Genomic DNA, 12,039 nt, shown 5'->3' with positions numbered 1-12,039 from the left:
TTATTTTTTGTATTTCAAGTCATATTTGATAACCATATCCAACAGTGAGATAGAAGAATCTTCCATTTCGCTGGTCAAAGCTTCAATCTTAGACAGGATGTAGTTATAGAATACCTGCAGAATCAAAGCAACGATCAAACCGAAGATAGTAGTAATCAAGGCAACTTTCATACCACCTGCTACAACCGTCGGAGAGATATCACCTACCTGCTGGATTTTATCAAATGCTTGAACCATACCGATTACAGTACCCAAGAATCCTAAAGACGGAGCCATTGCGATGAACAGTGTAATCCAAGAACAACCTTTTTCCAAGTAACCGGCCTGTACACCACCGTAAGATACTACAGACTTTTCTACAACATCAATGCCTTGATCGATTCTCATCAAGCCTTGATAGTAGATAGAAGCGATAGGACCTCTTGTGTTACGTGCGATGTCTTTAGCAGCCTCAACGTCACCTTTTTCCAAAGCGCCTTCGATAGCAGCCATAAACTTCTTAGTGTTGATTTCAGCCAAACTCAAATAAATGATACGCTCAATACAGAATGCAAGACCGATAACCAATGCGATAGCTACCAAACTCATGAAGGATGCAGTACCTTCAATAAACTTTGTCTTGATTTCTTTGTGGATACCACCTTCTTCAACTCCTACGGCAGCAGGAGCAGCAGCATCGTCAGCTACAGCTGCAGGAGCAGCCTGTTCCGTTTGTTCAGCTGCAGGAGCATCTTGAGCCTGAGCAAGTTGAGTTGAGCCAAATGTTAAGACTCCCATCACAGCAACAATTGCAAATAACTTTTTCATTGTGTGTCTAATTTTTAAGATTAATTAATTAAATTACTTATTATATTTATTTGTTGTTTTCTTTCATGCTTTCATTCTGCGGAGAGACGGGGATTCGAACCCCGGATACCCTTTAGGGGTATACACGCTTTCCAGGCGTGCCTCTTCAACCACTCGAGCATCTCTCCAATAGACGCCTTTTCTGAAATCGGGTGCAAATTACAAAAAAAATGCGAACCACAAGCGTTTTCAGCTACAAATGTATTCTTTTTTTTGTTCTTCCGCTGCATTCTCCCCGTTTTATCTTTAATAAAGTCTCAAAATTAATAAACTTTAAAATCTTCAACACCCTATTTGAGCATTCCAAACACTTTTAATGCATTTTCAGATGTCACCTGCGCTACCTTCTCGGGAAGCTCACCATATACTTCAGACACCTTAATTAAAGTGTCTTTCACATAAGCGCTCTCATTTCGCTTCCCCCGATTGGGTACCGGAGTCAGATAAGGAGAATCAGTCTCAAGGACAATCCGCTCCAAAGGTATATTTTTCAAAACTTCCGGCAAAGCTGATTTTTTAAAAGTGACTACACCGTTGATCCCAATAAGAAAATCAGAAAACTCCATGATACGGGCCGCCTCCTCCCGCGTTCCCGTAAAACTGTGGAAAATGCCTCTCAAAGGTGTATTCCTATAAGGTTCCAAGACCTTATATATGCAATCAAACGCTTCCCGACAATGAATTACAACTGGCAAATCATACTCCAAAGCCCACCGGAATTGCTTATCCAAAGCCAGTTCCTGCTCTTTCCTGAAAGTCTTGTCCCAATATAAATCCATGCCGATTTCGCCAATAGCCACATATTTATCCGGTGAAGACAATTCTTCAGCCACAATCTCCAGTTCCTTTTCATATCCTGCATCGACAGAAGTAGGATGCAGCCCTATCATAGGAAAACAATAACCTTTATATGCAGAACATACCCGCAACATCGGTTCTATGGTAGTACTGTCAATATTAGGCATGAAGATGTGGGTAACGCCCGCCTCCCGTGCACGCTCCATCACCTGCGGCAAATCTTCAGCAAACTCTTCCAGAAACAGATGGGAATGTGAATCAATCAATCTCATTCTTTTACTTCATCTTTAGATTTCTCACCGGAACGATAGTAGTAAACAATACCGTAATCACGGCATAAATCCAGCCGTTTTTCATGGGGAACAACCTCACCGAATTTCTCCTCCACCTGGTTCCAAATATCCAGAATAAGCCCATCAGCCTCCGGCCTCATAGAAGAGAGAGCTTCCAGACTACGGGCTGTCAATATCTGGAAATTCTTTTGTTTCTCATAACTCTCCATAAAAATGTCATAATGAACTTTCACCTTGGCAATACCGGGATTATAGATGGGGATGCCTCCTTGAGAAATGCGCTTATTCTCTCCTTCAATAATTTTACGCCCCCATTCTGCCAATGCAGCTTCAGTAGTCAGATCAGGGACATTATTGCTCTTCATGTCCAGACCATAATATTCTTTATGGGAAAGCCGTACTTCAGAACGTATGACAGCCAAATTCAGCACCTGGATAAAATGGGAAAGATAAAGTCTGGCTGTCTTCACATTGGCCTGGTGTTTACGCCCCGCTTTAGACTGCCGGTCAAAGCATTCGGAATAATAAGATTGCGCCGCCTCAAATTTCATCAAGAAATTGCGGGCGTCCGTCAGAGTCTTCAAAGAAACGGCCAAATCATATACATTATATATATCTGCCTTTACGACCACTGCCTTCAATGCTCGTATCCTCGCCTGGTCTGTATTCGGTAATCTTCTATAGGGCATTCTCTATCGGGTTATTGACGATCAAACTTCTCTGTGCATCAGATTTTTCATAAGGTTCTCCAACTCTGCTTTCTTTTCATCGGGCACTTTCACAGCAGAAAGATTCACCATTGCGCGTTCACTGTATTCAGCCATTTTCCGCTCACAAATTTCTTTAATTCCAATCTGATCATACAAACCGGTCACTGCCGCTATTTTTTCCGCCGGTTCAAAAGACTTGGCATCTATCCACGCATTCAGTTCCTGCAGCTGTATGTCATCAGCGTGTTCAAAGGCCTTTATCAACATATAGGTTTTCTTGTTGCAAAGAATATCGCCACCGATATTTTTCCCGAAAACCGCTACATCCCCATACACGTCCAATAAATCGTCTTTCAATTGGAAAGCAACCCCCAGATTCATGCCGAAATCATACAAATGTCCGGCGTCTTCGGCAGAAGCTCCTCCCAAGAGTGCTCCAATCTTCAAGCTTGCAGCCAACAGAACTCCCGTCTTCAGACGAATCATTTCCAGATATTCCTCTTCCCTTACATCTTTCCGAAGCTCAAATTCCATATCCATCTGTTGCCCCTCGCATATTTCCAAAGCAGTCAGGCTGAACAGTTCCATTACCTCCTTCAAACAGTCAACAGGGCATTGTGCCATAAACCGGTAAGCCAGTACCAGCATTGCATCCCCTGACAATATGGCTGTATTATCATTCCAAACCTTATGTACGGTTTCCTTTCCGCGACGGCGGTCGGCCCGGTCCATCAAATCATCGTGCAGAAGAGTATAGTTATGATAGACCTCAATTCCCGTTGCCGGTCCATAGATACGGGCCAGGTCTTCTTTATAAAGATTATAAGCCATCAACATCAATACAGGACGTATTCTTTTGCCCCCCATTGACAACACATAACTTACCGGATCATACAAACCTTGGGGAGTACGAGTAAATTTCAAATCCGCGATATGAGAATTTATTTTCTCTAAAAGCTCAGAAGCTGTAAACATAACATTGAATTTTAGGAATAACCATGAATAAAAAGAGGCTGCTTTATCGGCAGCCTCTTCCCTCTTATTTTATCTCATTACTGCAATCTGAACATTACAGGTACTGTATATCTACAACGAACCGGTTTACCGCGTTGCTTACCCGGTTTCCATTTCGGCATTGAGTTAATCACGCGAAGCGCTTCTTTATCCAGATACGGGTCAACCCCTCTCATAACCTTGGCGTCAACGATACTACCGTCTCTGTTAACCACAAACTGTACAACAACACGACCTTGCGTACCATTTTCCTGCGCAATCGTAGGATACTTGATGTTCTTGCTCAGATACTGCATCAAACCTGCCATACCGCCATTTATGAACTCAGGCGCTTCTTCTACGATTTCAAAGATAGTCTGCTCTTCCGGTTCTTCTTCTTCAACGGCAACAGGCACATATTTGATTTCCACTTTTTGTCCTACATCTTCAGTAGAGGCAATAGTCGTTTCTTCTACATCGGCATCATCTTCCACAATTGTCAGTGTTTCCGGAATTGAGGGAGCCTCAGGGGGAGGAGGCGTAGCTTGCTCCGGCTGTTCAGTAATAGGAATGATTTCCTCTTCAAAAATTACATCGGCAATAGCTTGGCTCGTATCAATCTTGATATCACGCTTAGTCCATTCAAACGCAACGAACATGAAAGCGAGCACAATTACATAACCGATTAGCATCCATGTAGATTTCTTGTTCTCCAAGTCTGCTTTAGGTGATTTTTTAACTTCCATAAAATTTATAAAATTGATTATAAGTGTTTCTCATTTTCTGCAAATATAGTACTTTTCCAATGACTGTTCACGCTTAACCTGCTTTTTTCACATAACAAGCATCGGATTTTCGTTTTTTTAAACCTTCGGAAGCACCTGTCTGCATTTGTGCGACAAAAGTAATGAGATATTTTAAAAATACAGTATCTTTGGCCGGAATTTTCAATGAAATATTGAAAAAGGCATTTTCCTTTTTCGTTGTAATTTGTTATATACCTTATAAAATACACATAGCATAAATATCATTCCTGATGAAAAAGATAACGATAGCAATAGACGGCTTCTCCTCTTGCGGAAAAAGCACAATGGCCAAAGACCTTGCCCGCGAGATAGGTTATATTTATATAGACAGCGGTGCCATGTATCGTGCCGTGACTCTATACAGCATTGAAAACGGTATTTTCCAGGGCGACCGGATAGATACTGAAAAATTGGAGAAGCATATCGGAGATATCCATATTTCATTTCAATTGAATCCGGAAACCGGGCGTCCGGATACTTACCTGAACGGGGTGAACGTAGAAAACAAGATCCGCACGATGGAAGTTTCCTCCCGTGTAAGTCCCGTTGCCGCCTTGGGCTTTGTCCGCGAAGCCATGGTAGCGCAACAGCAGGAAATGGGAAAAGCCAAGGGCATTGTCATGGACGGAAGAGACATAGGCACTACTGTGTTTCCGGACGCCGAACTGAAAATTTTCGTGACCGCTACCCCTGAAATACGCGCACAACGCCGCTATGACGAGCTGAAAGCGAAAGGACAGGAAGCCAGCTTCGATGAAATACTGGAGAACGTGAGGCAGCGGGACTATATTGACCAGAACCGCGAAGTAAGTCCCCTGCGCAAGGCCGACGACGCCTTGCTGTTGGACAACAGCAACTTGACAATTGCCCAACAGAAGGAATGGCTCGCAGAGCAGTTCAATATTGTCGTAAAAGAACAGGAACCATGACAAAAGTTGAAATAGATGAAGGCTCCGGCTTTTGCTTCGGAGTAGTCACCGCGATAAACAAGGCTGAAGAGGAGTTGACAAACGGCGGTACATTGTACTGTCTTGGAGACATCGTGCACAACAGCCGTGAAGTGGAACGTCTGAAAGAAATGGGTCTTATCACCATCAACCATGATGAATTCAACCATCTGCACAATGCCAAAGTGTTGCTGCGTGCACATGGAGAGCCCCCTGAGACCTACGCCATCGCCCGCCGGAACAACATCGAGATAATCGACGCCACCTGTCCGGTCGTGCTCCGCCTGCAAAAAAAAATCAAGCAGGAATACACACAGGAAGACGGAGGGGAGAAGCAAATCGTCATTTATGGCAAAAACGGCCATGCGGAAGTACTGGGACTTGTAGGCCAGACTGTAGGGGAAGCCATTGTCATCGAGAAATTGGAAGAGGCCAAGAACCTGGACTTCAGCAAAAGCATCCGCCTTTATTCCCAAACCACGAAATCCCTGGATGAATTTCAGGACATCGTAGAGTACATCAAAGAACATATATCCCCCGAAGTTACTTTCGAGTACTACGACACCATCTGCCGGCAAGTGGCCAACCGTATTCCCAACATCCGGAGGTTTGCCGCTTCACACGACCTGGTGTTCTTTGTCAGCGGCAAAAAAAGTTCCAACGGGAAGATGCTGTTCAGTGAATGCAAGAAGGTCAATCCGAATTCGCATTTAATAGACAGCGCTGAAGAGATAGACAATTCTCTGTTGACCGGTGCCGACTCTATCGGAGTATGCGGGGCCACCTCCACTCCCAAATGGCTGATGGAGGAAATATCCGAGGCGATAAAATCAAGACTTTAAAGACAAAATGTACTACTTACGGGACAGCAAATTAACGTAATTTATTAGTCACGCCCTCAGCTTTTTGCTATCTTTGCCCCCGATTATTAACACTAAACAAAAAGATTGTTATGGGAACAGTTAAGTGTATCGGTATCCTGACCTCCGGAGGAGATGCTCCGGGAATGAATGCTGCCATCCGCGCCGTGACGCGCGCAGCCATCTACAACGGACTTTCAGTAAAAGGTATATATAGAGGTTACAAAGGTTTGGTTACCGGCGAAATCAAAGAATTCAAAAGTCAGAACGTAAGCAATATCATCCAGGTGGGAGGTACTATCCTTAAGACTGCACGCTGTAAAGAGTTCATGACTCCGGAAGGACGCCAGACAGCATACGACAACATGAAAAAGGAAGGTATCGACGCCCTGGTCGTAATCGGCGGTGACGGTTCATTGTCCGGCGCCCGCATATTTGCACAAGAATTCGACATTCCCTGCATCGGATTGCCGGGAACCATTGACAACGACCTCTACGGAACAGATACCACCATAGGCTATGACACGGCCCTGAACACCATTCTGGATGCGGTGGATAAAATCCGTGATACGGCAACCTCACACGAACGCCTCTTCTTCGTTGAAGTCATGGGACGTGACGCCGGTTTCCTCGCGTTGAACGGCGCCATCGCTTCCGGAGCAGAAGCTGCCATCATCCCGGAATTCAGCACCGAAGTGGACCAACTGGAAGAATTCATCAAGAACGGTTTCCGAAAGTCAAAGAACAGCAGTATCGTGCTGGTAGCCGAAAGCGAACTGACCGGCGGAGCCATGCACTATGCAGAACGTGTAAAAAACGAATATCCCGGATATGACGTACGTGTAACTATCCTCGGCCACTTGCAACGCGGCGGCAGCCCGACAGCCCACGACCGCATCCTTGCCAGCCGTCTGGGTGCGGCAGCCATTGATGCCATTATGGAAGGACAACGCAATGTCATGATCGGCATCGACCACGACGAAGTGGTTTATGTTCCTTTCACAAAAGCCATAAAGAATGACAAACCCATCAAAAAAGATTTGGTAAATGTATTGAGGGAATTGTCTATCTGACCCTAGCGTTCTACGTATTATCATATGAAGCAGGTGTGTCAAAACTGATGAAAGAACGCAAATAGCACAAATTACGCAAAAAAAGCAAATCTGATCATCGCTGATTATCAGGAGTCATTAAAAAGCAGGGTTGTGTAATTCGTGTTATTTGGGTTCTAAATCTTTATTTTGACACATCTGCTTCTTGTCTCATAGCCATTTCTTCACGATTTCCTCCGTCCGGTCCCATAAATCCGCCATCTGTTGATGCCGGGTATATTTCTCGGAAAGCAATTTAGGACGGCAACTGGCATTCAAGGTCCCTGTGCGTTTCCCCGTATCTTCATCCAGCAATAAGCTGATGGCTGTAGCCGCTCCTTGACGGGGTGTCCGGATAAAAGGGCGGAAAAGAATATCCGTCAACGGGTCGAACCACATATGCATGGTAATGATATTGGTAGATACAATCCCCGGATCTGCCGCATTGACAATTATCCCTTTATCCCTCAACCGATTAGACAAATCAATGGTAAAAAGCGTCAAGGCCAGCTTGGTATTGCTGTAAATAGGAATCCGCCAAAAAGCCCCCTTTTTCCCCTGAAGAAAAAAATCCGGGAAGTCAAGACGGCCTATAGCATACGTACAAGATACCATATTCACTATCCGGCTTCCTTGCCCCATCAACGGAAGCAACTTTCGGGTAAGCAGATAAGGAGCTACGTAATTCACACTCACCGTACGTTCCAGCCCGTCTTCCGTTGTACGGCGTCCGGTTTCCATTGTACCCGCATTATTCATAAGCAGGGCTATCTGCTGCCCGCGGCCCAAAATTAGTTCCGCAAAGGAAGCCACGGAAGACAAGGAAGCCAAATCAATGCCCAGCACTTCCAGATGCGGGTTACCGGTTTCATGCACCAACTTCCTGCATACCTCTTCGGCCTTTTGCGGACGATAGCAGGCCATGACAACCTGATATCCGGCCATGGCAACAGCCCGTGTTATTTCCGTGCCCATCCCTCCGTCGGCACCAGTTATAATTGCAAGTTTCACTTTGATAATTGATAATTAGTTAGTACTATCCGTCCTACTCCGGCACGCAAATTCACCCGTTAGATTCCAGCCTTTCAATCTCCTTCCCCAAACAGGCAGGAAGCTCCTCCTGCAAATGCTGATGGCAGGCCATTTCTATGGAATACATGCGGGCAATGCAATAATTGCTGTGCTTACAGCCGCAACGGGCATTCTCCTCCGCACGCATGCGGTTGACGAACCCCGGTTCATTCAGCAGCGCACGCGCCATTTGCACAGCTTCGAAGCCATCATTCAGCACTTCGTCAATCTTCGTGCGGGAAACCAGCCCTCCTACATAGACCAAGGGCATTTTCAACGCCGCACGGAATTTCAATGCATCTTCCAGAAAATATGCTTCCCTGAAGGGAACAGTAGGAATCATCCACTTGCCTACCATGCGCACTCCATACTTCAACCACCAGCAGGCCATATAGTGCGTCATGGAACGAATCGGCATCTCCCCACGCATCACATACATCGGAGCCTTGCTGACAAATCCCCCGCTCAGGACCAACGCATGTGCACCCGACTGTTCCAGACGCCGTGCCACCTGCATCGTTTCATCCATCTCCATGCCTCCGCGGAAACCGTCGCGCATATTCATCTTCACCAGAACAGCCATATCACTTCCGGCCGCTTCCATCACCTCTTCCATAACCATATCCATGAAACGCATCCGGTTTTCCAAAGAGCCTCCAAACTCATCTTTACGATGATTGGTGGAAGGCGACAAAAACTGGCTGATGAGATAGCCATGTCCCGCATGAATTTCCACCGAGTCAAATCCTGCTTCACGGGCCAGATTGACCGACCGCCCGTACGCACGCGCCAAATCCGGAAGTTCATCCGCACGAAGTCCCCGGACAAAAGTCGGGGAATAAAGGTTGAATCCTCCGCTTGCTCCAACCGGAGTGCAACCGCAAATACTCTTGTGAGACATGTTTCCGCAGTGTCCCAACTGTATGCCGGCAGCGGCCCCTTCCGCATGCACCGCATCCGTTATCCGCCGCAATCCGGGAACTATTTCCGGACGCATCCACAATTGACGGTCAAAAGACAAGCCGCTCCGCGTAACCGCCGCATACGCGATAGTAGTCATCCCTACTCCACCTGCCGCAACGGAACGATGATAATCAAGCAACATATCCGAAGGCGCATTACCGGGACACATGCTTTCAAAAGCAGCCGAACGGATAGTACGGTTCCTCAAGGTCAGCGGTCCGAAAGTAACGGGAGTAAACAATTTCGATTCCATGTTATTATTTGTATTTTACTGATTATGTTCCTTTACCTGTCCTTTCAATAAATAAAAGGTATAATACGCTTGCGTTTTCCTACCGCTTCATCACCGAATTCATCCCGGTAATGACGGTGAATGGCATCGGCACGGGGAACCAAATTAGCAAAAGTCCACCACACGAACACCCACGCTGCAGGCGAAGCCGTCAGAACCGCAAATCCTGTCCACTCCACCAGCTCACCCAGATAATTGGCCGAAGTGACATACCGGTACAACCCGCCGCCGGGCAAATAGTGCCTTGTATCACCGGGTTTACGAAGATGACGTATTACACGGTCAGAATGGAGGTTGATACCCATGCCCAGAAAGAATAAAAAGATACCGGTCACCGCATGGGGTTTCAACAGATAGGCCCAACCGTCGGCATAAAGCCCGGCCGGTGCAAAATAGAATAGCCCGCCGGCCTGCATGACCCCGTTCAGCACATTGAAAACAATCCCCATTGCCATGATGGCCAATGGCATCCGGCCTTTTCCCTTCAGCAGAAAAGGGAAAATGAATGCGCGCTGGAGATAGTGCAACTGGAACAAGAGGAAAAATAAATATTCCGGCAGGGAAAAACCGGTTCCGCTTCTTCCCCACAGCAGAAACATGACGACAAAGACCGGTGCTTCCATTAGTACCCAGGCCCATTTATTATTGATGGAAATTCCCCACGAGGCGGTACGGAACATGCCATAACCGGCTTTGACAAAATAGAGCGCAATAAAGACAATCAATGCCACAGCACTCATCACCCACAGAAAGAGCTGAAAAGTTTCCTGATTCATAGTCCTTTATTTAAGCGAAGCAAAGATACAGAAAACTCACGACAATCAAATCGTTTTCCCCGGATAATTAAAATTTTTCATGCAAAAGCCAACGTTTTTTCCTAAGAAGATTAAGCTGCGAAGATACGAAAGAAGAATCGTTCCACCATGGAGAAAATTTCGTTCCACCGTGGGGTAAAAATCGTTCCACCATGGAGGAACGATTTTTACTCCATGATGGAACGATTAAAAATAGCCAGTTTCGGTTCTTAGCGTTTCTTGATAGGCACGTACGCCGTCTCATCCAAAACATTCTTGTAGGCAGGACGAATGATACGCTTGCCTTCAAAGTTCAACTCTTCATTGCGGTGGGCACACCAGCCCACGATACGTGCCATGGCAAACAGAGGCGTGAAGATTTCTTGCGGCAAGCCAATCATCTCATAAACAAAGCCCGAATAGAAATCAACATTGCTCGAGACGGTCTTTCCGTTGTTCTTTATACGGCCAAACACTTCGATGGCACGTTCTTCCAACAATTCGAGAAAGGCAAATTCCCGTTCCTTCCCCTTTTCACGGGCAAGGTCACGGGCCAGCTCTTTCAAAAGAATGGCACGGGGATCTGAAATGGTATAGACAGCATGGCCGATACCGTAAATCAGCCCGGTCTTATTATAGACTTCCTTATTCAACATGCGGGTGAAGTAAGTGTCAATCTCATCTACGTTGGTCCAGTCCTGAATATTGTCCTGCAAATGATGGAACATATCTGCCACCTGGATATTGGCTCCACCATGGAGCGGCCCTTTCAAGGAACCTATGCCTGCCGCTATCGCAGAGTAAGTGTCGGTTCCTGTAGAAGAAGTGACGCGTACGGTAAAAGTAGAATTGTTACCGCCGCCGTGTTCCGCCTGCAGCACCAGCAGAAGGTCAAGGGTACGGGCATCCAGTTCGGTATAATCCTTTTTCAGCATATAGAGAAAATTCTCGGCTATGGAAAGGTTCTCCTGCGGATGGCGTATATGCAGGGAGCGCCCGTGAGTGGCATGCCGGAGCATATTGTAGGCATAGGCAATGATGGTAGGGAACTTGGATATCAGTTCAATGCTCTGGCGCATCAGATTGTCACGGGAAGTATCGTCGGCGGCAGGATCAAAGCGATACATCTCGAGCACGCTGCGTGCCAGAATATTCATAATGTTGTTTCCCTCAAGTTCGATGATGTTCATCTTCGTCTTTTGCTCCAGGGGCATATTGTCGTTAATCAGTTCAAGGAAGGATTTCAGTTCTTCCTTGTCGGGCAAGCGTCCGGAAAGCAAAAGATAGGCAACCTCCTCAAAGCCGAAACGTTTTTCCCTGATGGCCGCATGCGCCAAATCCTCCACGTCATAGCCCCGGTAGAACAGCTTGCCGGGAATAGGCTTCAAGCCACCTCCGGGAATGCGTTCATAGCCCACTACATTGCCTATCTTGGTCAGCCCGACCAATACACCGGTCCCGTCCTCATTGCGCAACCCGCGCTTCACATCAAACTTCTTGAACAGTTCGTTCTCAATCCGGGTGGCTTCCTTCAAATCCTCGGAAAGCTTATAAATCAAATATTCCTTTTTCATG

12 protein-coding genes and 1 tRNA gene are annotated in these 12,039 nt (G+C 46.3%); 3 read left to right on the top strand and 10 right to left on the bottom strand.

Features of this window, described 5'->3' with window-relative positions; all coding sequences use genetic code 11:
• From HMPREF9446_RS05310 to HMPREF9446_RS05285, 6 genes are all read right to left on the bottom strand, one after another.
• Entirely contained in the window at positions 1 to 807 is an 807-nt protein-coding gene (locus tag HMPREF9446_RS05310; protein ID WP_009124412.1) for a MotA/TolQ/ExbB proton channel family protein, read from the bottom strand.
• A 79-nt stretch (positions 808 to 886) separates the two neighbouring features.
• Positions 887 to 974, bottom strand: a tRNA-Ser gene (locus HMPREF9446_RS05305).
• Between the two features lie 162 nt (positions 975 to 1,136).
• On the bottom strand, positions 1,137 to 1,916 hold the full coding sequence (locus tag HMPREF9446_RS05300; protein ID WP_009124411.1) for a TatD family hydrolase: 780 nt from the start codon (positions 1,914 to 1,916) through the stop codon (positions 1,137 to 1,139).
• Positions 1,913 to 2,626 carry a hypothetical protein gene (locus HMPREF9446_RS05295; protein WP_009124410.1) on the bottom strand — a complete coding sequence of 238 codons (714 nt, stop codon included), beginning with the start codon at positions 2,624 to 2,626 and terminating at the stop codon, positions 1,913 to 1,915. The genes HMPREF9446_RS05300 and HMPREF9446_RS05295 overlap by 4 nt, the downstream gene beginning before the upstream one ends.
• Before the next feature lie 21 nt (positions 2,627 to 2,647).
• Entirely contained in the window at positions 2,648 to 3,622 is a 975-nt protein-coding gene (locus HMPREF9446_RS05290; protein ID WP_009124409.1) for a polyprenyl synthetase family protein, read from the bottom strand.
• A gap of 77 nt (positions 3,623 to 3,699) precedes the next feature.
• Positions 3,700 to 4,386 (bottom strand): energy transducer TonB, encoded by a 687-nt coding sequence (locus tag HMPREF9446_RS05285; protein ID WP_009124408.1) that lies wholly within the window; start codon positions 4,384 to 4,386, stop codon positions 3,700 to 3,702.
• Between the two features lie 290 nt (positions 4,387 to 4,676).
• Between HMPREF9446_RS05285 and cmk the strand changes: the two genes are divergently transcribed.
• The 3 genes from cmk to pfkA all read left to right on the top strand — a co-directional run bounded on the left by cmk (position 4,677) and on the right by pfkA (position 7,326).
• Entirely contained in the window at positions 4,677 to 5,375 is a 699-nt protein-coding gene (gene cmk, locus HMPREF9446_RS05280) for a (d)CMP kinase (protein ID WP_009124407.1), read from the top strand.
• Entirely contained in the window at positions 5,372 to 6,235 is an 864-nt protein-coding gene (locus tag HMPREF9446_RS05275; RefSeq protein ID WP_009124406.1) for a 4-hydroxy-3-methylbut-2-enyl diphosphate reductase, read from the top strand. Before cmk ends, HMPREF9446_RS05275 begins: the two co-directional genes overlap by 4 nt.
• Positions 6,236 to 6,345: 110 nt before the next feature.
• Positions 6,346 to 7,326, top strand: a complete 981-nt coding sequence (gene pfkA / locus HMPREF9446_RS05270; RefSeq protein WP_009124405.1) for a 6-phosphofructokinase — start codon at positions 6,346 to 6,348, stop codon at positions 7,324 to 7,326.
• A 189-nt stretch (positions 7,327 to 7,515) separates the two neighbouring features.
• Here pfkA and HMPREF9446_RS05265 read toward each other — a convergent pair whose 3' ends face one another.
• The 4 genes from HMPREF9446_RS05265 to HMPREF9446_RS05250 form a co-directional block, all read right to left on the bottom strand.
• Positions 7,516 to 8,355, bottom strand: a complete 840-nt coding sequence (locus HMPREF9446_RS05265; protein ID WP_009124404.1) for an SDR family oxidoreductase — start codon at positions 8,353 to 8,355, stop codon at positions 7,516 to 7,518.
• Positions 8,356 to 8,407: 52 nt separating this feature from the next.
• Positions 8,408 to 9,631: an NADH:flavin oxidoreductase gene (locus HMPREF9446_RS05260; protein WP_009124403.1), complete on the bottom strand. Its 1,224-nt coding sequence runs from the start codon at positions 9,629 to 9,631 to the stop codon at positions 8,408 to 8,410.
• A 44-nt stretch (positions 9,632 to 9,675) separates the two neighbouring features.
• The gene (locus HMPREF9446_RS05255; RefSeq protein ID WP_009124402.1) at positions 9,676 to 10,446 is read right to left on the bottom strand and encodes a DUF1295 domain-containing protein; all 771 of its coding nucleotides are present in this window, start codon (positions 10,444 to 10,446) and stop codon (positions 9,676 to 9,678) included.
• Positions 10,447 to 10,694: 248 nt separating this feature from the next.
• Positions 10,695 to 12,038 (bottom strand): citrate/2-methylcitrate synthase, encoded by a 1,344-nt coding sequence (locus HMPREF9446_RS05250; RefSeq protein ID WP_009124401.1) that lies wholly within the window; start codon positions 12,036 to 12,038, stop codon positions 10,695 to 10,697.
• Between the last annotated feature and the right edge of the window lies 1 nt (position 12,039).

Source organism: Bacteroides fluxus YIT 12057 (genome assembly GCF_000195635.1).
GTDB classification, from domain to species: domain Bacteria; phylum Bacteroidota; class Bacteroidia; order Bacteroidales; family Bacteroidaceae; genus Bacteroides; species Bacteroides fluxus.
This window is presented reverse-complemented; position numbering and strand designations above follow the sequence as displayed.

Bases quoted from the DNA above. Each gene is read 5' to 3' on its own strand.
- HMPREF9446_RS05310 (WP_009124412.1), bottom strand. From the start codon at position 807: ATGAAAAAGTTATTTGCAATTGTTGCTGTGATGGGAGTCTTAACATTT.
- HMPREF9446_RS05300 (WP_009124411.1), bottom strand. From the start codon at position 1,916: ATGAGATTGATTGATTCACATTCCCATCTGTTTCTGGAAGAGTTTGCT.
- HMPREF9446_RS05295 (WP_009124410.1), bottom strand. From the start codon at position 2,626: ATGCCCTATAGAAGATTACCGAATACAGACCAGGCGAGGATACGAGCA.
- HMPREF9446_RS05290 (WP_009124409.1), bottom strand. From the start codon at position 3,622: ATGTTTACAGCTTCTGAGCTTTTAGAGAAAATAAATTCTCATATCGCG.
- HMPREF9446_RS05285 (WP_009124408.1), bottom strand. From the start codon at position 4,386: ATGGAAGTTAAAAAATCACCTAAAGCAGACTTGGAGAACAAGAAATCT.
- cmk (WP_009124407.1), top strand. From the start codon at position 4,677: ATGAAAAAGATAACGATAGCAATAGACGGCTTCTCCTCTTGCGGAAAA.
- HMPREF9446_RS05275 (WP_009124406.1), top strand. From the start codon at position 5,372: ATGACAAAAGTTGAAATAGATGAAGGCTCCGGCTTTTGCTTCGGAGTA.
- pfkA (WP_009124405.1), top strand. From the start codon at position 6,346: ATGGGAACAGTTAAGTGTATCGGTATCCTGACCTCCGGAGGAGATGCT.
- HMPREF9446_RS05260 (WP_009124403.1), bottom strand. From the start codon at position 9,631: ATGGAATCGAAATTGTTTACTCCCGTTACTTTCGGACCGCTGACCTTG.
- HMPREF9446_RS05255 (WP_009124402.1), bottom strand. From the start codon at position 10,446: ATGAATCAGGAAACTTTTCAGCTCTTTCTGTGGGTGATGAGTGCTGTG.
- HMPREF9446_RS05250 (WP_009124401.1), bottom strand. From the start codon at position 12,038: ATGAAAAAGGAATATTTGATTTATAAGCTTTCCGAGGATTTGAAGGAA.